This is a genomic window from Streptomyces flavalbus, assembly GCF_042674625.1.
In the GTDB taxonomy this organism is placed as follows: Bacteria; Actinomycetota; Actinomycetes; order Streptomycetales; family Streptomycetaceae; genus Streptomyces; species Streptomyces flavalbus.
The window spans coordinates 5,498,085-5,518,477 of sequence record NZ_JBHTEB010000001.1 but is presented as its reverse complement, the minus strand read 5'-3'; the positions used below and the strand labels follow the sequence as shown (position 1 = coordinate 5,518,477).

General features: G+C 71.6%; 17 protein-coding genes. 6 read left to right on the top strand and 11 right to left on the bottom strand.

The window, feature by feature from the left end:
• The first annotated feature begins 4 nt into the window (after positions 1-4).
• Positions 5-1,258 carry a serine hydroxymethyltransferase gene (glyA, locus tag ACFQZ6_RS24900; protein ID WP_381612700.1) on the top strand — a complete coding sequence of 418 codons (1,254 nt, stop codon included), beginning with the start codon at positions 5-7 and terminating at the stop codon, positions 1,256-1,258.
• A gap of 79 nt (positions 1,259-1,337) precedes the next feature.
• Complete coding sequence (locus tag ACFQZ6_RS24895; protein WP_381612697.1) at positions 1,338-2,705, top strand: L-serine ammonia-lyase; 1,368 nt, start codon at positions 1,338-1,340, stop codon at positions 2,703-2,705.
• Positions 2,706-2,727: 22 nt separating this feature from the next.
• Here ACFQZ6_RS24895 and ACFQZ6_RS24890 read toward each other — a convergent pair whose 3' ends face one another.
• The 3 genes from ACFQZ6_RS24890 to ACFQZ6_RS24880 form a co-directional block, all read right to left on the bottom strand.
• Complete coding sequence (locus ACFQZ6_RS24890) at positions 2,728-3,372, bottom strand: NADPH-dependent F420 reductase (protein ID WP_381612694.1); 645 nt, start codon at positions 3,370-3,372, stop codon at positions 2,728-2,730.
• Positions 3,373-3,530: 158 nt separating this feature from the next.
• On the bottom strand, positions 3,531-3,743 hold the full coding sequence (locus tag ACFQZ6_RS24885) for an EF-hand domain-containing protein (RefSeq protein ID WP_381612691.1): 213 nt from the start codon (positions 3,741-3,743) through the stop codon (positions 3,531-3,533).
• Between the two features lie 54 nt (positions 3,744-3,797).
• Positions 3,798-4,718, bottom strand: a complete 921-nt coding sequence (locus tag ACFQZ6_RS24880) for a MerR family transcriptional regulator (RefSeq protein ID WP_381612689.1) — start codon at positions 4,716-4,718, stop codon at positions 3,798-3,800.
• Between the two features lie 58 nt (positions 4,719-4,776).
• On the opposite strand from ACFQZ6_RS24880, the gene ACFQZ6_RS24875 reads away from it, so the two are divergent.
• Entirely contained in the window at positions 4,777-5,412 is a 636-nt protein-coding gene (locus ACFQZ6_RS24875) for a GNAT family N-acetyltransferase (RefSeq protein WP_381612686.1), read from the top strand.
• Positions 5,413-5,435: 23 nt separating this feature from the next.
• Here ACFQZ6_RS24875 and ACFQZ6_RS24870 read toward each other — a convergent pair whose 3' ends face one another.
• The 5 genes from ACFQZ6_RS24870 to ACFQZ6_RS24850 form a co-directional block, all read right to left on the bottom strand.
• On the bottom strand, positions 5,436-6,602 hold the full coding sequence (locus ACFQZ6_RS24870) for a YncE family protein (RefSeq protein WP_381612683.1): 1,167 nt from the start codon (positions 6,600-6,602) through the stop codon (positions 5,436-5,438).
• A gap of 30 nt (positions 6,603-6,632) precedes the next feature.
• Positions 6,633-7,136, bottom strand: a complete 504-nt coding sequence (locus ACFQZ6_RS24865; protein WP_381612680.1) for an ATP-binding protein — start codon at positions 7,134-7,136, stop codon at positions 6,633-6,635.
• 276 nt (positions 7,137-7,412) lie between these two features.
• Positions 7,413-8,180, bottom strand: coding sequence for an enoyl-CoA hydratase/isomerase family protein (locus tag ACFQZ6_RS24860; protein ID WP_381612678.1), 768 nt, complete (start codon positions 8,178-8,180; stop codon positions 7,413-7,415).
• Positions 8,181-8,276: 96 nt separating this feature from the next.
• Positions 8,277-9,542 carry a L,D-transpeptidase gene (locus tag ACFQZ6_RS24855; protein WP_381612675.1) on the bottom strand — a complete coding sequence of 422 codons (1,266 nt, stop codon included), beginning with the start codon at positions 9,540-9,542 and terminating at the stop codon, positions 8,277-8,279.
• Positions 9,543-9,744: 202 nt separating this feature from the next.
• Positions 9,745-10,986, bottom strand: a complete 1,242-nt coding sequence (locus tag ACFQZ6_RS24850) for a L,D-transpeptidase (protein ID WP_381612672.1) — start codon at positions 10,984-10,986, stop codon at positions 9,745-9,747.
• Positions 10,987-11,138: 152 nt separating this feature from the next.
• On the opposite strand from ACFQZ6_RS24850, the gene glgX reads away from it, so the two are divergent.
• From glgX to ACFQZ6_RS24835, 3 genes are all read left to right on the top strand, one after another.
• Positions 11,139-13,385 carry a glycogen debranching protein GlgX gene (gene glgX / locus ACFQZ6_RS24845; protein WP_381612670.1) on the top strand — a complete coding sequence of 749 codons (2,247 nt, stop codon included), beginning with the start codon at positions 11,139-11,141 and terminating at the stop codon, positions 13,383-13,385.
• Positions 13,386-13,474: 89 nt separating this feature from the next.
• The gene (locus tag ACFQZ6_RS24840) at positions 13,475-15,283 is read left to right on the top strand and encodes an ABC transporter ATP-binding protein (RefSeq protein ID WP_381612667.1); all 1,809 of its coding nucleotides are present in this window, start codon (positions 13,475-13,477) and stop codon (positions 15,281-15,283) included.
• Positions 15,280-17,151, top strand: coding sequence for an ABC transporter ATP-binding protein (locus tag ACFQZ6_RS24835; RefSeq protein ID WP_381612664.1), 1,872 nt, complete (start codon positions 15,280-15,282; stop codon positions 17,149-17,151). Before ACFQZ6_RS24840 ends, ACFQZ6_RS24835 begins: the two co-directional genes overlap by 4 nt.
• 2 nt (positions 17,152-17,153) lie before the next feature.
• Here the strand turns inward: ACFQZ6_RS24835 and ACFQZ6_RS24830 are convergent, their stop codons facing one another.
• The 3 genes from ACFQZ6_RS24830 to ACFQZ6_RS24820 all read right to left on the bottom strand — a co-directional run bounded on the left by ACFQZ6_RS24830 (position 17,154) and on the right by ACFQZ6_RS24820 (position 20,393).
• The gene (locus ACFQZ6_RS24830) at positions 17,154-17,300 is read right to left on the bottom strand and encodes a hypothetical protein (RefSeq protein ID WP_381612662.1); all 147 of its coding nucleotides are present in this window, start codon (positions 17,298-17,300) and stop codon (positions 17,154-17,156) included.
• A gap of 263 nt (positions 17,301-17,563) precedes the next feature.
• Positions 17,564-18,223 carry a hypothetical protein gene (locus tag ACFQZ6_RS24825; protein WP_381612659.1) on the bottom strand — a complete coding sequence of 220 codons (660 nt, stop codon included), beginning with the start codon at positions 18,221-18,223 and terminating at the stop codon, positions 17,564-17,566.
• Positions 18,216-20,393 carry a hypothetical protein gene (locus ACFQZ6_RS24820; RefSeq protein WP_381612657.1) on the bottom strand — a complete coding sequence of 726 codons (2,178 nt, stop codon included), beginning with the start codon at positions 20,391-20,393 and terminating at the stop codon, positions 18,216-18,218. Before ACFQZ6_RS24820 ends, ACFQZ6_RS24825 begins: the two co-directional genes overlap by 8 nt.

Here is a 20,393-nt window from a genome sequence, read left to right as displayed (position 1 = left end):
CCGGATGTCTGTCCTCAACACCCCCCTGCACGAGCTGGACCCGGCGGTCGCCGCCGCGGTCGACGCCGAGCTGCACCGCCAGCAGTCCACGCTGGAGATGATCGCCTCCGAGAACTTCGCGCCCGTCGCGGTGATGGAGGCGCAGGGCTCGGTCCTCACCAACAAGTACGCCGAGGGCTACCCGGGCCGCCGCTACTACGGCGGCTGTGAGCACGTCGACGTGGTCGAGCAGATCGCCATCGACCGGGTCAAGGAGCTGTTCGGCGCCGAGCACGCCAACGTGCAGCCGCACTCGGGCGCGCAGGCCAACGCGGCGGCGATGTTCGCGCTGCTGAAGCCCGGCGACACGATCATGGGCCTGAACCTCGCGCACGGCGGGCACCTGACCCACGGCATGAAGATCAACTTCTCCGGCAAGCTCTACGACGTGGTCGCCTACCACGTCGGCGAGGACGGCCGGGTCGACATGGCCGAGGTCGAGAAGCTGGCCAAGGAGAGCAGGCCGAAGCTGATCGTGGCGGGCTGGTCGGCCTACCCGCGCCAGCTCGACTTCGCCGCGTTCCGCCGGATCGCGGACGAGGTCGGCGCGTACCTGATGGTCGACATGGCGCACTTCGCGGGCCTCGTCGCGGCCGGGCTGCACCCGAACCCGGTGCCGCACGCGCACGTCGTCACGACCACCACCCACAAGACCCTGGGCGGTCCGCGCGGCGGTGTGATCCTCTCCACGGCCGACCTCGCCAAGAAGATCAACTCCGCGGTCTTCCCTGGTCAGCAGGGTGGTCCGCTGGAGCATGTGATCGCGGCGAAGGCGGTCGCGTTCAAGGTCGCGGCCAGCGAGGACTTCAAGGAGCGCCAGCGCCGTACCCTGGACGGCGCCCGCATCCTCGCCGAGCGCCTGGTGCGGGACGACGTCAAGGCGGTCGGCGTGGACGTGCTGTCCGGCGGCACGGACGTGCACCTGGTCCTGGTGGACCTGCGCCACTCCGAGTTGGACGGCCAGCAGGCCGAGGACCGCCTCCACGAGGTCGGCATCACCGTCAACCGCAACGCCATCCCGAACGACCCGCGGCCCCCGATGGTCACCTCGGGACTGCGGATCGGCACGCCCGCCCTCGCGACCCGCGGCTTCACCGCCGAGGACTTCGCGGAGGTCGCGGACGTGATCGCGGAGGCGCTCAAGCCGTCCTACGACGTCGAGTCCCTGAAGTCCCGAGTGAAGGCCCTGGCGGACAAGCACCCCCTGTACCCGGCCTGACCAAGTAAGTCCCAGGCGGCGCGCCCGGTCCGAGACCCGGACCCCGGACGCGCCGCCGCCCCGCCCCTGAGGAGTGACCGTGGCCATCTCGGTCTTCGACCTGTTCTCGATCGGCATCGGCCCGTCCAGCTCCCACACGGTGGGCCCGATGCGGGCCGCCCGGATGTTCGCCCGCCGCCTGCGCAACGAGGGCCTGCTGCCCTCCGTCGCCTCCGTCCGCGCCGAGCTGTACGGCTCCCTCGGCGCCACCGGCCACGGCCACGGCACGCCCAAGGCGGTGCTGCTCGGCCTGGAGGGCGCCTCGCCGCGCACGGTGGACGTGGAGACGGCGGACGACCGGGTCGAGGCGATCAGGACGCGGCGGCGACTGCGTCTGCTCTCGGAGCACGAGATCCCCTTCGACTTCGACAAGGATCTCAAGCTCCACCGCCGCAAGGCGCTCCCCTACCACGCCAACGGCATGACGCTGTGGGCGTACGACGCCGCGGGCGCCGAGCTGCTGTCGAAGACGTACTACTCGGTGGGCGGCGGGTTCGTCGTCGACGAGGACGCGGTGGGCGCGGACCGGATCAAGCTGGACGACACGGTCCTGAAGTACCCCTTCCGCACCGGCGACGAGCTGCTCCGGCTCACCGAGGAGACCGGCCTGTCGATCTCCGCCCTGATGCTGGAGAACGAGCGCGCCTGGCGCACCGAGGAGGAGATCCGCGCGGGCCTGCTGGAGATCTGGCGGGTGATGCGGGCGTGCGTGGACCGCGGCATGTCCCGCGAGGGCATCCTGCCGGGCGGCCTGCGGGTACGCCGCCGCGCCGCCGTCACGGCCCGCCAGCTCCGCGCCGACGGCGACCCGCTCGCGCACGCCATGGAGTGGATCACCCTCTACGCGATGGCGGTGAACGAGGAGAACGCGGCGGGCGGCCGGGTCGTCACCGCCCCCACCAACGGCGCGGCGGGCATCATCCCGGCGGTCCTGCACTACTACATCAACTTCATCCCCGGCGCCGACGAGGAGGGCGTGGTCCGCTTCCTCCTCGCCGCCGGCGCGATCGGGATGCTCTTCAAGGAGAACGCCTCCATCTCCGGCGCCGAGGTCGGCTGCCAGGGCGAGGTCGGCTCCGCCTGCTCGATGGCCGCGGGCGCCCTCGCCGAGGTGATGGGCGGCACGCCGGAGCAGGTCGAGAACGCCGCCGAGATCGGCATGGAGCACAACCTCGGCCTCACCTGCGACCCGGTCGGCGGCCTCGTCCAGATCCCCTGCATCGAACGCAACGGCATGGCCGCGGTGAAGGCGGTCACCGCCGCCCGCATGGCCCTGCGCGGCGACGGCTCCCACAAGGTCTCCCTCGACAAGGTCATCAAGACCATGAAGGACACCGGCGCCGACATGAGCGTCAAGTACAAGGAGACGGCCCGGGGCGGGCTGGCGGTGAACATCATCGAGTGTTGAACACCGCTCGGCGCGCGCCCGGTCAGCGGTCCCGCTTCGCCTCCGCGAGGGCCCGCTCGACCTCGGTGACGCCGCCGCGCAGGCCGTAGACGGGGGTGTCGGGCTGCTGGCGCCAGGAGTCGTCGATGGTGCCCGCGTCGACGGTGTCGAAGCCGAGGTCCTCGATGAGGGCGCGGACCTTGGCCTTGGCGTTCTCGTCGTCGCCCGCCACGGGCAGGGCGATGCGGTCGGGGGCGCCGACCGGGCGGTGGCGGTCCAGGATGTCCTGGGCGTAGGTGCCGTTGAACGCCTTGATCACGGGGTGGCCGATCTGCCGCTCGACCCAGCGGCTCTCGGTGAGGCCCTCGTCCTCGATGCCGCTGATCCGGCCGTCACGCTGCGCCGGGTAGTAGTTGTTGGTGTCGATGACCGCGACGCCGTCCGCGGCCTCCTTGAGCAGGCCCGGCGGGAGGTCGGGCACCGCCTTGAGCGGGACGGTGATCACGACGACCTCCGCGCCCCGGGCGGCCTCCTCGGCCCGTACCGGGGTCGCGCCCGTCTCCGCCGCCAGCTCCTGGAGGGTGTGCGGGCCGCGCGAGTTGGCCACGGAGACGTCGTGGCCGAGGGCGGTGAGCCGCCGGGTGAGGTTGCCGCCGATGTTGCCCGCGCCGATGATGCCGATCTTCACGACTGACCCTTTCGGAGTAGATGCATGTGCATTCACTGCTTGTGAAGGGCGTCAACCCCGGGGCAGCGCGGGCTATTCCGGGGCGTGCGGCATCCGGGTGACCGGCGGGGAAAAAGGGAGGGGGCGCCCCTGACACCGGGCGCCCCCTCCGTCGTGCGTCACTTGTCCAGGTGCGCCCAGAACTCGTCGAACGACAGCACCTTGTCGCCGTTCAGGTCGCGGTCGGCGATGACGGCCTCGGCGACCGCCTCGGTGACGTTCCAGTCGCCGCCCTGCGCCAGGGCGGTCTTGAACTCGGCGGCGGTGATGACGCCGTCCCCGTCCGTGTCGATCCGCTCGAACTGCCTGCGCGCTTCCTCGATGTCCGCCACCGATGTGCCCCTTTTTATCCCGTCAATCTGACCGTCTGGATGACGGTGATCAGATTAACCGCCGGTCCTGAACCGCAGTGCGGCGACCACCCAGGCGAAGTCCTCGGCGTGCGCGGGCTGCGGCTCACGCCCGTTGACCAGGGCGATCAGCTCCCGGTAGCGGTTGGCCTCGGCGTGGAAGGTGGCCTCAAGGCGTTCCCGTACGGCGGCCAGGTCGGCGTCCGGGCCGAGGAGTTCGGTGAGGAACGGCTCCGCCTCCTCGGACTCCGGCGCGACGCCCTCCGCGCGGGCGCGTCCGGCCAGCTCCACCAGGCGCTTGAAGAACCACATCGTGGCGCCCGGCGGGGTGTCCGGGCCGCGGCCCCGCGCGTTGAACTCCACCATCTGCCGCATCCGGGCCCGGAACCCCGGGTCCCGCACCAGCTCCGCCAGTTCCACCCAGGCGTCGACCCGCCGCGGGGTGGGGTCGTCCGGCAGGTCGACGACGGTGTGCCGCAGCCGGTGCTCGACGTCCGGGTCGACGGTGGCGTCCACGTCGCGGAACACCTCCTCCGCGAACTCGTCCATGATCCGCCGCCGTTCGGCGGCCGACAGCCGTGCCAGCCTGTTCATCAGGGTCATCTCCTCGGTGGTCGAACCACGTCGCGCCACGGTCGACAGCACCGCGCGGGTCACCTTCAGGGAGCGGATCTGCGCGTCCAGCGCCACGACGTGCGCCGCCGCGACCTCCGCGACCGTCCGCTCCCCGGCCAGCACCGTGCGGACGTCGTCCAGGCCGAGGCCCAGTTCGCGCAGGGTGCGGACGAGTTCCAGCCGGGCGGCGGACTCGGCGCCGTAGAGCCGGTAGCCGCCCGGGGAACGGGTGACCGGGGGCAGGACGCCCTCGTCGGACCAGTAGCGGATGGTGCGCACGGTCAGTCCGGTGGCGCGGGCCAGCTCCCCGATGGTGAGAAGTCCGGTGCCGTCGTCGATCATGTCTGCGAGTCTGGGCCTTCCAGTCGGTGGAGACTCAAGCGCGGTGCGGAGGGGTGCGGTGGCGGGGCTGAGGGACATTCTGGACGCGGCGGCGCGCGGGGTCTTCCCGCCCGCGGACGGCCGTACGACCGTCGTGCCGCAGGACTCGCCCCGGGACGCGGGGGTGCTCGCCTTCACCGCGCACTCGGTCGTCTTCACGGACGAGGACCCGGAGTGGGTGTACGACACCCTGCGGGCCCTGGACTGCGACGCGCTGGCCGCGACGATGAACCCGCGGTTCCTCGCCGCCTTCATGGCGCGGACGGGGCGGCGGACCGACACCATCGACGTGATGACGGTCGCTGCCGCGCTGCCGGGGGCGCCGTCCCTCGCGCTGCGTGAGATCGCGGACCCGGACCATCCCCGGGTCGTCAGCTCCCGCAAGCGGCGCGACGAGGTGCGGGTGTGGGCCGCCGACGGCGGTGTGCTGGTGCTGGGGCGCGGGATCGCCGGGCGGCTGGAGGCGGCGGTGGAGGTGGACGAGGCGGTACGGCACCGGGGGCTGGGGCGGGCGCTGGCGACGGCGGCGCGGCAGTTGGCCGGGGGCGAGGCGGTGTGGGCGCAGGTGTCGGCGGGGAACGCCCGCAGTCTGCGGGCGTTCCAGGCGGCCGGGTACCGTCCGGTGGGGTCGGAGGCGCTGTTCGTGGCCCGCTGACCTGGGCGGCCGGGTCGGCCGGGTCAGCGGAAGACGCCGGTGTGGCCGAGGGAGTAGCGGCCCGGCTGGGGGTAGACGGCGAGGCCGTGCGGGGCGCTGCCGACGGGGATGCGGGCGAGCTGGGTGCCGGTGCGGGTGTCGAGGGCGTACACCTCGTCGTCGTAGCGGCCGGAGAGCCACAGGACCTTGCCGTCGGCGGAGACGCCGCCCATGTCGGGGCTGCCGCCGCCGGGCAGGTGCCACTTCCTGGTCAGCTTGCCCTGGGTGAAGTCGTAGACGGAGACGGTGCCCTCGCCGCGGTTGGAGACGTACATCTCGCGTGAGTCGCGGCTGACGTAGAGGCCGTGGCAGCCCTCGCCGGTGGGGAGCAGGGTCGGCTCGTCGAAGCTGTCGCCGTCCAGCACCCACATGCCGTCGGCCATCATGTCGGCGACGTAGAACCTCCTGCCGTCCGGGGAGACCTTCACGTCCTGCGGCATCGCGCCCTCGAACGGCAGCTTCCGCTCCCCGACGACCTCCATCCTCTCGTTGTCGACCTTCAGCAGCTCGCCGCTGAACTCGCAGGAGACGATGAAGTAGCGGCCGTCGAGGGAGAAGTCGGCGTGGTTGACGCCGTAGCAGTCGACCGGTTCGGTCTTGACGGGCTTCATGGTGTGCGGGTCCCGGAAGACCAGTTCCCGGTCGAGGGACGCCATCACGACGGCGTGCTTCCCGTTGGGCGTGAAGTAGAGGTTGTACGGGTCGTGCACGTCCACCGGGGCGCCCGCCTCGCCGGTCGCGGGGTCGATGGGGGTGAGGGTGTGCCCCCGGTTGTTGTTCACCCAGAGGGTCTTGAGGTCCCAGGACGGGACGACGTGCTGCGGCTGGCGGCCTACGGGGATGGTGTCGACGACCTCGTACGTCTCCGGGTCGATGACGGAGACCGTGTCGGCCTCGGAGTTGGGGACGTAGACCCGGGACGGGAAGTCCCTGACGACCGGCGAGAGGTTGTTCGGCCGGTCGGCGGCGTAGACGTCGGTGGGGTCCAGGACGGGGGGCATCCCGGGGAGGCCCTTGATGAGCGGCTTCTTGGGCGGCGCGGGGACGACGGGGTGGCGGGTCGCGGTGGGGGCGGAGGGCCTGGGGGCGGGGGCGCAGGCGGCGAGGGCGGTGGCGAGGAGGAGGCTCGCCGCGAGGAGGAGACGGATCACCCGCACCATTTAAGGGACACGGATGGGGACTTACCGGTCCGCCACTCTCATTTCGAACCAAGTCGTCTTGCCTCGGGGGAGGAGGTCGACGCCCCAGCGGTCGGAGAGTTTGTCGATCAGGTAGAGGCCGCGGCCGGTGGTGTCGAGTTCCTGGACGGGCAGCAGGCAGGGCAGGCCGCGGGAGGGGTCGCGGACCTCGATGCGGATCATGCCGCGGCGGCGGCGCATCCGGAGGCCGAAGACGCGGGCGCCGGTGTGGCGTACGGCGTTGCCGACGAGTTCGGAGACGAGCAGGACGGCGTCCTCGGTCATCTTGGGGGTCAGGCCCCACTGGCGGAGGACGACCACCTGGGCCAGTCGCCGTGCCGTGGCCGCCGATTCGGGGCGGGACGGCAGGGTGACCTCGGCGTCGGCCGGGTTGCCGTACAGCTCCAGGGCCCTGAGCGCTCGTTCGTCCTCGACCGCGGGCGACCAGCGCGCCGCGGGCGCACGGCTGTGTCCCCGTGGCTGTTCGATGCCCTCCAGCCCCGCCATGCCCCCATCATGGCCGCCGAGCGGTCCCTTCGTGGCCGTTCCGGACGAATACACCCCCCGGAAGCTGACGTTCCGTTGGATTCGCCCGGCATATACCGATGGCACTTCGGGATCCTCCGCGGCCTCGTTGAGCTGCGGAAACGGGTCGGCTGGCGGCAATGGACCGACTCCCTCGACGGCACCGGCTCAAGGTTGCCTCAAGGCTTCCACAAACCGCCCCATCGAGGGAACCGGATCAGACACCGCGTCAATGGCAAGGGCCAAGGGGGGGTGGTTTCAGGAGAACTTCGCCTTGCCCGGGCCCTCCTCCACGAAGCTCCTCATGCCGCGCTCGCGGTCCTCCGTGGCGAACAGGCCCGCGAACCAGTTCCGCTCCACCGCGAGACCGGTGTCGATGTCGGCCTCCAGGCCGGTGTCGACGGCCTCCTTCGCGGCGCGCAGCGCGAGCGCCGGGCCCTGCGCCAGCCGTGCCGCCCAGGCGTGCGCCGTCGGGTAGACCTCGGCGGCCGGGACCACCTGGTCGACCAGGCCGATCGTCAGCGCCTCGGCGGCCTTGACCATCCGGCCGGTGAAGATCAGGTCCTTGGCCTTGGAGGGGCCGATCAGCCGCGGCAGCCGCTGGGTGCCGCCCGCGCCGGGGATCAGGCCGAGCAGGATCTCCGGCTGGCCCAGCTTGGCGTCCTCCGCGGCGATCCGGTAGTCCGCGCAGAGCGCCAGCTCGCAGCCGCCGCCCAGGGCGTAGCCGGTGACGGCCGCCACCACCGGCTTGGGGATGCGGGCGACGGCGGTGAAGGCGTCCTGGAGGCCGCGGGCGCGCAGGACCATCGCCGTGTGGTCCATGGCCTGCATCTCCTTGATGTCCGCACCCGCCGCGAACACCTTCTCCCCGCCGTAGAGCACCACCGCGCGCACGTCCGTGCGGCGGGTGGCCTCCTCGGCGAGTTCCTTCAGCCGGTCCTGCGTCGCGATGTCCAGCGCGTTCATGGGCGGGCGGTCGAGGCGGATCGTGCCGACGCCCTCGGCGACTTCGAGATTCACGGTCATGCCAGCAGGTTAACGGCCACTAACGACATCGGCCCCGGTGCCGTACCTCACAGGGCGGAGGAGCGGGCGCCGGGGCCGGGGCCGGTTCAGCGGGGGCTACGACTTCCACTCCTCCCACGGCATGTTCCAGCCGTTGAGGCCGTTCTCCGGGGCCACCACCGCGTCGTTGGAGTTCTTCACCTCGACCACGTCACCGACCAGCGAGTTGTCGAAGAACCAGGCCGCCGGGGCCTTCTCGTCCCAGCCGCCGCGCACGTCGCGCAGGCCGATGCAGCCGTGGCTGGCGTTGTAGTTGCCGAAGGCGTCGCCGCCCCAGTAGTTGCCGTGGATGAAGGTGCCGGACGTGGTCAGGCGCATGGCGTGCGGGACGTCCTTGATGTCGTACTCGCCGCCGTAGCCGACCGTCTCGCCGTTCATCCGGGTCACCGGCAGCCGCTCGGTGATGACCATCTTGCCGTTCCAGGTCTCCATGCCCGCCTGACCGGTGGTGACGGGGATGGTCTTGATGACCTCGCCGTCGCGCTTGACCGTCATCGTCAGCTTCTTGACGTCGACGACGGAGACCTGGCCACGGCCGATGGTGAAGCTGACGGTCTTGGACTGCTCGCCGTAGACGCCGTCGCGGCCCTCGACGCCGTCGAGGTTGAGGTTGACGGTGACCTTGGTGCCAGGCTCCCAGTAGTGCTCGGGGCGGAAGTCGAGGCGGTCGTTGCCGAACCAGTGGCCCTCGACCTCGACGGCGGGCTCGGTCTTGATCTCGATGGCCTTCTCGACGTCCTCGGGGTTGGTGATGCCCCGGGTGAAGTTGAGGGAGAAGGTCATGCCGACGCCGACCTTGGCGCCGTCCTCGGGGGTGAAGTAGCCGACGAACGTGTTCTGCGGGGTCAGGGTGGTGAAGGAGGAGTCCTCGGCGGCCTCCCGGCCCTCGGCGTCCTTGGCGACCGCGTGCACCTGGTACTTCGTCGACGCGGCGAGGTGGGTGGACGGCGTCCAGCTCGCGCCGTCCTTGGCTATCTCCCCCGCTATCTCCTTGCCCTTGGCGTCCTTGACGACGACCTCGGTCAGCTCGCCCTTGGCCGCGGTGACCTTCAGGGCGCCGCTGGTGTCGACGGACTCGGCGCCGTTCTCTGGGGCGATGGAGACGACGGCCTCCGACTGCGCGCTCTGCGTGCTGGTCGAGTCCCCGTTCTTGCCCTTGCCGCCGTTCGCGGAGTCGGAGCCGGACCCGGAGCCCGATCCTCCGCCGCCGCAGGCGGTGACGGCCAGCAGCAGCGCGCCGAGCAGCAGCGCCAGCAAGCCGTTTCTCCCGACACGCCCCCCGCGCGCGTCAACCGACGCCCCCGATATCGGTCGCACGTTCACGTCGTTCTCCCCTCCGCGGGCCCGGGATCATCCGGACCCTCTCGGGCCCGAACAGGCCCGGTCCCCAGCGCCGTACACGCGGCGCGTTCCGCGCTACTCACGCGTCCGCGCATATTAACCAGATGATCGGAGGGGTCTGTGTCGCGCGTTTGTCACTGTTTCGTACCGAGATCCATGACCTGGTTCCCGGGGTCGTCCCAGGTCACCCCAGCGCGCTGCCCGCCTTCCACTCCGCCCAGCCCATGTTCCAGCCGCCGAGCCCGTTGTCGGGGTCGACCGTCCGGTCCTCGCTGCCGACGACCTCCACCACGTCGCCGACCAGACTGCGGTCGAAGAACCAGCCCGCCGGGGTGTCCGAGCCGCCGCCCTTGTCATCCCTGAGGCCGATGCAGCCGTGGCTGACGTTGGTCTGTCCGAACACGCTCGCGGGCGCCCAGTAGTTGCCGTGCAGGAAGGTGCCGGACTCGGTCAGCCGCATGGCGTGCGGCACGTCGGGGATGTCGTACTCGCCCTTGCCGTCCTTCTTCTTGAAGCCGACCGTGGCGCCGTCCATGCGGGTCATCTCCAGCATCTCGGTGACGACCATCTTGCCGTTGTACGTCGTCGTCCTCGGGGCGCCCGCCGTGATGGGCACGGTGCCCAGCAGCTCCCCCTCGCGGCGCACCCGCATGGTGTGCCGGGCCGCGTCCACCACGGAGACCTGGTCGCGGCCGACGGTGAAGGTGAACGTGCGGTCCTGGAGGCCGTAGACGCCGGGGGCGCCCTCGACGTCCCGGAGGCGGAGGTCGACCGTCACGCGCGTGCCGGGCTTCCAGTAGTGCTCGGGGCGGAAGTCGAGGCGGCCGTTGCCGAACCAGTGCGGGCGGATCTCGACGGCGGGGCGCGCGCTCACGCGTACGGCCCGTTCGACGGCCGCGCGGTTCTCGACCTCCCGGTTGAACTCCAGCGAGACGATCATGCCGGTGCCGACCGTGGCGCGGTCCTCGGGGGTGACGTAGCCGATGAAGCGCTCCTCGGGGACGGCGGTGGTGAAGGTGGTGTGCCGGGCCGAGCGGCGGCCGTGGCCGTCGAGGGCGACCACGTCGACGGTGTACTCGGCGGCCAGCGACAGGCGCTCGTCGGCGGGTTCCCAGCGCAGTCCGTCGTCGGAGATCCGGCCCGCCACCGGCGTCTGCCGGGCATCCTGCGAACGGACCACACGCACCGACTCAAGGCGCCCGCTGGGGACGCGTACCAGCAGCTTCTCGTCGGGCCCGACGTCCTTGACGCCGTCGCCGGGGGTGACGCGGATGACGTCCTCGGCGGCGGGCGGCGCGCCCAGCGCGCCGATGCCGGACGGTCCGCCCTCGGCGGTACAGGCGGTTCCGGCCAGCAGTCCTGCCCATGTCACTACGGCGGCCAGAGCGGCCCTCGCGCGCCGCGCGCGCCCATGTTCGTGCCTCACAAACGAACCCAACGACGCGCCCCGCCCTGGGGAAACGTGAGTGCGAGCCACGCTCTGGGCAGAACAGTGGGAGGACGACGCGACGGGAGCCACGGACGGGACACCGACGGCCCCTCACGGTGTCATGCCCACGAGCCGCGGGAGGCCGACAGGTGTCGAGCGCAGCCGAACAGGAGACGGCGCCCGGAGGGGGCCGTCCGGCCGCCGTGGTGAACGGCGCACCGCCCCCCGCGCCGTCCGCCGCCGGGCCGGTGTGGCCCGGCGCGCCGACGCCGCTGGGGTCCCGGTACCGGGTGGGCCCGGACGGTGTGGCGGGCACCAACTTCGCGCTGTGGGCGGGCGGGGCGGAGGCGGTCGAACTGTGCCTGTTCGACCCGGACGGCGCCGAGCGGCGGCTGCCGCTGACCGAGCTGACCCACGAGATCTGGCACGGCTTCGTGCCGGGCGTGCTGCCCGGCCAGCGCTACGGCTACCGGGTGCACGGCCGCTGGGACCCGTGGACCGGCGGGCGCTGGAACCCGGCGAAGCTGCTGCTCGACCCGTACGCGCGCGCGGTGGACGGCGACTACGGCACCCACGGGCTGCCCCCGGAGGTGTACGGGCACGTCCGGGACTGGCCGCAGCAGCACGTCGCCGACACCGTCCGCGACGACCGCGACTCGGCGCCGTACGTCCCCAAGGGCGTCGTCGTCCACGATGACGACGACTGGGCCGACGACCGCCGCCCCAAGACGCCGTGGGCGGACTCCGTCATCTACGAGCTGCACGTGCGCGGCTTCACCAAGCTGCACCCCGGCGTACCCGAGGAGCTGCGCGGCACGTACGCCGGGCTCGCGCACCCGGCGGCCATAGCGCACCTGACCCAACTGGGCGTCACGGCGGTGGAGCTGCTGCCGGTGCACCAGTTCGCGCACGAGGACCACCTGCTCCGCCGCGGCCTGCGCAACTACTGGGGCTACAACTCCATCGGCTACTTCGCCCCGCACGCCGCCTACGCCGCCACCGGTACGGCGGGCCAGCAGGTCGGCGAGTTCAAGCGGATGGTGCGCGCGCTGCACGCCGCCGGGATCGAGGTCATCCTCGACGTGGTCTACAACCACACCGCGGAGGCGGGCGAGCTGGGCCCGACGCTCTCCCTGAAGGGCGTCGACAACCGCGGCTACTACCGCCTCCAACCGGACGCCCGCCGCTACGCCGACTACACCGGCTGCGGCAACACCCTGCACGTCGTCCAGCCGCACGTGCTGCGCCTCATCACGGACTCCCTGCGCTACTGGGTCACCGAGATGGGCGTCGACGGCTTCCGCTTCGACCTCGCGGCGGCGCTGGCGCGCTCCATGCACGACGTCGACATGCTCTCCCCGTTCCTCGCGGTCATCGCCCAGGACCCGGTGCTGCGGCGCGTCAAGCTGATCGCCGAGCCGTGGGACGTGGGCTCCGGCGGCTACCAGGTGGGCGCCTTCCCGCCGCTGTGGACGGAGTGGAACGACCGCTACCGGGACGCCGTACGCGACTTCTGGCGGCACGCGCTGCCCGACGTGCGGGAGATGGGGTACCGGCTGTCCGGCTCCAGCGACCTGTACGCCTGGGGCGGGCGGCGGCCCTACGCCTCCGTCAACTTCGTCACCGCGCACGACGGCTTCACCCTGCGCGACCTGGTGTCGTACGAACGCAAGCACAACGAGGCCAACGGCGAGGGCAACCGGGACGGCTCCGCCGACAACCGCGCCTGGAACTGCGGCGCCGAGGGCGAGACCGACGACGAGCGGATACGGGCGCTACGGCGTCGGCAACTGCGGAACCTGCTGACGACGCTGCTGCTGTCGACGGGCGTGCCGATGCTGGTCGCCGGGGACGAGCTGGGCCGCACGCAGGGGGGCAACAACAACGCCTACTGCCAGGACAACGAGATCAGTTGGCTGGACTGGGGGCTGCTGGCCGACCCCGGTTGGCGGGCGCTGACCGACCTGACCGCGCGGCTGATCGCGCTGCGCCACCGCCACCCGGTGCTGCGGCGCCGGGCGTTCTTCTCCGGGCGGGCGCACTCGGCGGACGGGCTGCGGGACCTGGCCTGGTTCACCGCGCGGGGCACGGAGATGACGGAGGGCGACTGGTACGCGCCCGCCGCCACGCTGGGCATGTACCTCTCCGGACGGGACATCCCCGGGCGGGACGAGCGCGGGGCGCCGGTCCTCGACGACAGCTTCCTCGCCGTGCTGCACGCCGGGGAGGCGCCGGTGCGCTTCGTGCTGCCGGGGGCGCCGTGGGCGGAGCGGTACGAGGTGGTCGTCGACACCTCGCGGGAGGAGCAGTCGGCGGCGCCGGGCGTTCGGTTCGCGGCGTGGGCGGAGGTGACGGTACCGGCGCGGACGGTGCTGCTGCTGCGCGTGCTGGCGTGACCGTGGCGAGGGCCCGGTGACCGCGGTGACCTGCGGGTGCCCGGAAACTCGGTGGGCAGTGTCAGTGGCAAACCGTAGGCTCGCCCCTGATGCCCACGACACCCGCCACCGCCGACCAACCCGTCCGCTCCGACCGCTCCGCCGTCCGCACCCTGCTGCGGCTGTGGCCGTACGTCCGTCCCGTGCGGGCGCGGTTGTTCACCGCCGCGTTCATCGCCATCGTCGCGTCCTGTACGGGCCTGGTGATCCCGCTCGTCCTGAAGTGGATCGTGGACGGCCCGGTCGCCGACCGGGACCCGGCCGGGGTGTGGCTCGGCGCCCTGTACCTGCTGCTGCTCGGCTTCGCGGAGGCGCTGCTGTTCGGGCTGCGGCGCTGGCTGGTGGCCCGGCCGCTGGCCGGGGTCGAGGCGGAGATGCGGGCCGACCTGTACCGCCACCTCCAGCGGCTGCCGGTCGCCTTCCACGACCGCTGGGCGTCGGGCCAGTTGCTGTCCCGGGCCACCACGGACCTGATGCTGCTGCGGATGTTCCTCGCCTTCCCGCTGACGTTCCTGCTGGTCAACGGCGTCACCATCCTCGTCGGCGTGGTCATCATGCTGGTGCAGGACTGGACGCTGGGGCTGGTCGTCCTGATTCCCGCGGTACCGGTGCTGGTCACCTGCGTGATCTTCGAGCGGCGGTACGCGGACGTGGCGCGCCGGGCGCAGGACCAGGTGGGCGACCTGACGACCGTCGTCGAGGAGAGCGTGCTCGGCATCCGGATCATCAAGGGCTTCGGCCGGCACCGCAGCCAGGCGCACGCGTTCCGCGAGCTGTCCCGCACGCTGCGGGGGACGGAACTGCACAAGGCGCGGCTGCTGGCGACGATCTGGGGGGTCATCGTCGCCCTGCCCGAGCTGGCCATCGGGGCGGCGCTGGTGGTGGGCGTGGTCATGGTGGCGGACGGCGGGCTGTCCGCGGGCACCCTGGTCGCCGTCCTCTCCACGGCGCTCGCGCTGCGCTGGCCGGTGGACTCCATCGGCTTCCTGCTGGCGATGAGCCAGGAGGCGGCGACGGCGACGGAGCGGTACTTCGAGGTGATGGACGAGGAGGTCGAGGAGACAGCCGGGGCCTCCCGTAGGACGGCGTCCGTGCGCGCGGCGGACACCCCGGACCTCCGGGGCCTGCGCTTCCACGACGTCAGCTTCCGCTACCCGGACGCGCCGCCCGACTCCCCGCCCCTCCTCCACCACATCGACCTGCACATCCGCCCCGGCGAGTCCATGGCCCTGGTCGGCGCGACCGGCAGCGGCAAGACGACCCTCACCGCGCTGATCCCGAGGCTGCACGAGGTCACCTCCGGCCGGATCACGCTGGACGGCACCGACATCCGGGACCTCAGCCGCGAGGAGCTGCGCGCCAGGGTCGCCGTCGCGTTCGAGGAGCCGACGCTGTTCTCGGCGAGCGTCGGGGAGAACGTCCTCATGGGCGCCGGTGACGGCGGGAGCGCCGCCGAGCTGAACCGGGCGCTGTCCGTCGCGCAGGCCGAGTTCGCGCACGCGCTGCCGCACGGCACCGACACCCAGGTCGGTGAGCAGGGCCTCAGCCTGTCCGGCGGGCAGCGGCAGCGGCTCGCGCTCGCCCGGGCGGTCGTCGGGCAGCCGGAGTTCCTGGTCCTCGACGACCCGCTGTCCGCGCTGGACGTGCACACCGAGGCCGCCGTGGAGGCGGCGCTCAGACAGGTCCTCGCGGACACCACCGCGCTGATCGTGGCGCACCGCCCGTCGACGGTGCTGCTGGCCGACCGGGTGGCCCTGCTGTCCGGCGGCCGGATCACCGCCGTGGGCACCCATCACGAACTGCTGCACGGCAACGCCGAGTACGCCCACCTGATGTCCGGGGAGGACGACGACCGATGACGGCCCCGACGACATCCGCGCCCGTCACGGACGAGGAACCGAACGACCGCCGCACACCCGGCACCGCCACCCCCGGCGGCGACCCCTTCGACCAGGACACCCTGCCCACCCCGCCCGGCGCCACCGGCACGCTGCTGCGCTCCCTGCTCGGCCCGCGGAAGGCGCGGGTGGCGGTGACGACACTCCTGCTGCTGCTCCAGCAGGCGGCGGTGCAGGCGGGCCCGCTGCTGGTGGCGTACGCCATCGACCACGCCGTACCGGCGTTCCGCGACCACGACCGGGGTCCGCTGGTGGCGGTGGGCGTGGCCTACCTCCTGTGCGCGCTGGCGTCGGGCGTCCTCCAGTACGGCTTCATCGTGTCCGCGGCGCGCGTGAACCAGGACGTGCTGCTGGACCTGCGCGGCCGGATCTTCCGCCACGCGCAGGCGCTCAGCGTCGACTTCCACGAGCGCTACACCTCGGGCAGGCTGATCTCCCGCTCCACCACGGACGTGGAGTCCCTGCGCGAGCTGCTGGACGAGGGCCTCCAGGAACTCGTCACCGTCATCCTGTCGTTCGTCTACATCGCGGCGCTGCTGCTCTGGCTCGACCTGGGCCTCGGCGCGGTCGCGGTGGCGTCGTTCGTGCCGCTGTACGGGCTGGTGCGGCTGTACCAGCACCGGGCGCGGCGGGTGTACCGGACGCGGTCCACGGCGATCGCGGCGGTGATCGTGAAGTTCGTGGAGACGATGAACGGCATCCGCCCGGTGCGCGCGTTCCGCCGGGAGGCCGCCAACGACGCCGACTTCCGGGTGCTGAACCGGCGGCACGAGCGCTCCAACGGTGACGCGCTGCTTGAGATGGCCCGCTATGTGGTGGGCTCCCGGCTGGTCGCCAACACGGCGGTCGCGGGGATCGTGCTGTGGGGCGCGTACCGGGTGGCGGACGGCACGCTGGCGCTGGGTGTGCTGGCGGCGGCGGTGCTGTACCTGCGGCGGCTGTACGACCCGATCGACCGGCTCGGCATGTTCCTGAACTCCGCCCAGTCGGCGGCGGCGTCGCTGGAGAAGATAGCGGGGCTGCTGGCGCAGACGCCGTCGGTGCCGGAGCCGTCGGCGCCGCGCCAGCTCCCGGAGCGGCGGTCCGGGGAGCCGGGCCGCGAGGTGGTCTTCGAGTCGGTCCGCTTCGCGTACCGCACCGGCGGTGAGGTGCTCCCCCGCTTCGACCTCACCCTCCCGGCCGGGCAGACGGTCGCGGTGGTCGGCTCCACCGGCGCGGGCAAGTCGACGCTGGCCAAGCTCCTCGCCCGGTTCTACGACCCCACGGAGGGCCGGGTCCTCCTCGACGGCGTGGACCTGCGCGACCTGCCCGTGCCGGAGCTGCGGCGCGGGGTGGTCATGGTGACCCAGGAGGCGTTCCTGTTCTCCGGCACGGTCGCGGAGAACATCGCCATCGGCCGCCCGGAGGCGACCCGTGAGGACATCGAGCGGGCGGCGAAGGCCATCGGCGCCCATGACTTCATCGCCTCCCTCCCGGACGGCTATGACACGGACGTCCGCAAGCGCGGCGGCCGCATCTCGGCGGGCCAGCGCCAACTGGTCGCGTTCGCGCGGGCGTTGCTGGCCGACCCGGCGGTGCTGATCCTCGACGAGGCGACCAGCTCCCTCGACGTGCCCGGCGAACGCGCGGTCCAGCGCGCGATGGCGACGGTCCTGAGGGGCCGTACGGCGGTGGTGATCGCGCACCGCCTCTCCACGGTGGAGATCGCCGACCGCGTCCTGGTCATGGAACACGGCCGAATCGTGGAGGACGGCACCCCGGCAGACCTGATCAACGACACGGGCCGCTTCGCGGACCTGCACCGGGCTTGGCGGGACAGCCTGGCCTGAGGTCAGCGGACGCCGGGGTACAGGTCCAGGCTCCGGGTGGGTGCCGTGGCCCCGCGCGCGTCCACCGGGACGACCCGCAGACGCTCACCGGGCCGCACGGCGACGAGGACCACGCGGGTCGGCACGCCTTCGGGGACGACCGTCGTCACCGTGGCCGGTGAACACCCTGGACTCGGACGCCGACAGCACCACCACCGCGGCCGCTGCGGGGCTCTCCAGGTCGAAGCCGACGATCCCCCCGGAGAGTTGTTCGGCGTCCGTCCACCGATGGTCCCCTCCCCGGAGGGAGTGGTACACCTGGCTGGTGACGCACCCGTCACCCCTGCGGTGCAGCGGGAGCGCGAACCCGAGGTCACCGTCGGTCCGGACGTCGACGGCGACGGGGCCCGCGCCGAGGTGCGGCAGCCGTCCGCTAACGCTCGCGGGGAGCCTCGCTGGCGTCGTAGGGGGGCAATTGGTCGGGCCAGGTGCGGTCGTCCTGGCATTCGGCGAGCTTGTAGACGTGCTGGGCTATGCGGTAGCCGATGTCGGTGAGGGCCTGGCGTAGGGGGGCGCCGGTGATCGCGGTGTCACCCCAGGCGTCCACCCTGGCGACGAGCGCGTACTCGTCGTCGGAGGGGTCGGTGACGGGAGGGGTGCAGGGGACATAGACGTAGGTGGACTTGTCGCTGGCCGCGTACGCCTCTATGCCGTCGGCGGAAGCGCGGATGAGCCGGGCATTGGGGGGCCGGTTCTTGAGCATGTCCTCGAAGGTGGAGGAGCTGATTTCGACCGTGCTCCAGACCCGCGCGTCATTGCTGGTCGCGACCGAGCAGGAATACCTGGTCTGGTGGCCCGCATCGACGCCGTGGGAGTACTCGTCCGCGTATCGGGCCGGTGGCAGCACCTGGGTGACCATGTCCCGCTCCACCGTGCCGTCGCACAGCGTCGCAGGAAGACGCTCAAGCCCTTTGGTGAAGAACTGTGTGTAGCCGAACCAGACGGCGGCTCCCAGGCCGCAGAGAACGCCCGCTCCCAGGCAGAACTGCCTCAGCGTCTCCCAGGTCCACAGCCATTCCCGCGCCTTAACCATTCGGCCGCTCCTTGCTCTGCCTCAGAAGTGCGCTGGCGTTGTCCCAGCCCTCGTTGACGGCGACGCGAATGCTGTTCTTCGCAGAGTCCACCGGGAGGTCGACGTCGTAACGAGCGATGCTCTCCTCCGCCGCCCACTGAGTCAGCGTGTTGGCGGAGTCGCGGGCGGCGAAGACGTCCTTGGAGCTCTGGTACAGGGCTTCGTCCAGTGCGCCGCTCATGGTCTGCCCTTGCAGCACACGGTCGATGGCGGCTCCCGCGACTGCTCCGACGCCCCCGCCGACAACGGCTCCCATGGCGGCTCCCCCATAGGCTTCCGGGATCTGGACGAAGGTCACACCGACGGCGATCCAGGTCTTGGCGAAGTCACCCTTGGCCTTCAGGGCTTCGTTGTAGCTCGCCTCTCCTTCGACAGCGGCGCGCACGTCGTTGTCAGCAAGGGACTGAGCCACGATGCCCTCTACGATCCCCGCATTCCTTCCGATCGTCTCCAGGGCTTTCACATCCGGACCGTCGAACAGAGTCGGATCGGCAAGATGCGCCTCGATCAGGCCACTGGTGTACATGCCCTCGCCGAAAACGATTCCGGCCCTCCCAAGGGGGTCCTCAGACACGGCTGAGAGGAATCGGACGACATCGGTTGCGTCCTCCGGGGCAAGGTGCTTCTCACTGTTCGTGAGGAAGACCGAGTCACCGCCGCTACCGCCCAGGACATTGCTGATCTCCGGCATATAGGCGGCTGCCATGTTACCGAAGGCTTCCCCCAGCCCTTGGTGCACCAGGTTCGCACTCGACCCGGGTTGGGCCACCGCCCGCATGACGTTGGTCATGATGTCCACCTGCTCCGCACTGTGCGGCGGAGCGACCGACGTCGTGTCACCGTTGGCAACTCCGGTCACCGCCGCCTGCAGGGCCCGGCCGAGCGACTCACCCCGGTCCGTGTACACCGTCGTGCCCAGCAGGTGGTCCAGATCCGATGGGGAGGTGAACGCATGGGTCGCCGCCTCGGGGTTGTGGGAGAGGCCCTCGAACAGCCCTTCCAGCGGGTCGCGGCCGTTGCCTTCACCGAAGACCAGGTCCACCGCGTCGTACCCCTTCACCCACAACGCGTCCGTGCTCGACTCCCCCGCCCCCTTGTCGGCCTTGAAGAGCCGCTCCCGGTAGTCGTCGAGGAACTCGGTGTCGTACCGGCCCTGGCGCATCAGGCTGCTGAGGACCTGGGAGCCCAGTGCGCCCACGGGGCTGTGGGAGGTGCTGGCGTGGAAGCTGGTGTTGGTTGAGGCGAGGAGGTCGCGTTTCCATGCCCGCATGGCGTCGGAGTCCGAGAAGGAGGCGGTGGCGAGGGTCAGGCCCAGGTTCTTCTGGAGGGACCGCATCGTGTCGAGTTCCGCGCCCCGGGCGCCCGCGTGGGCGTGGGACATCTCGGTCCAGAACTGGAGGGTGGCCTTCGGCCCCAGGCGGCTGGCGAACTGTTCCGCGAAGAGCGGGTCCGCGTGGTACTTGGTCAGGGTGCGGGTGAACTTCTCCACTTCGTCGAGGGTCATCTCCGAGGGGTCCCCGGCCGTCCTCGCCAGTCGTTCCGCCGCCGCGACCGCCTCGGCCGCCGAGTCGCGGTCGGCGTAGCGGGCGTCGGTGAAGCCGTACTTCGCCTGGTCGACCAGGAGGGTCAGGACCTTCGCGGCGCTCTGGTCGCTCTCCGTGGCCTTGGTCAGGACGTCCTGGATCTCGTCGCGGAGGGCGTTGACGGCGGATGAGGCGACGGGGCTCGTCCCGCCGGTCGGGTCGGTCGCCCAGTCGGGGCGGGTGTTCGCGGTGACCGTGAACGTGCCCGCCCCGGTGTCGACCACGGTCAGGTGCTGTCGGGCGGCCCGGTCGAGGGCGTCGTTCAGGCGGGCGCGGTAGTCGACGAGTTCGGAGCGGGTGTCGCTGAGGATCTTCGTGATGGAACTGGCCTGGGTGTGCGCGTCCGCGAACTCCGCGGCCGTCTTGTCGACGAACTCGCGGGTGACGGTGGCGTTGGCCCCGGCCCACTTGGCCTTGCGGGCCTTGGCCCTGAGGTCGTCCTCCGCGGACTTCTTCAGCTCCGCGAGCTTCTTCGTCAGTTGTTCCCAGTCGGTGACCGCCTCGCCGAGCTTGGCGAAGTCGCCGTGGCGCAGTGCGTCGAGGTCCAT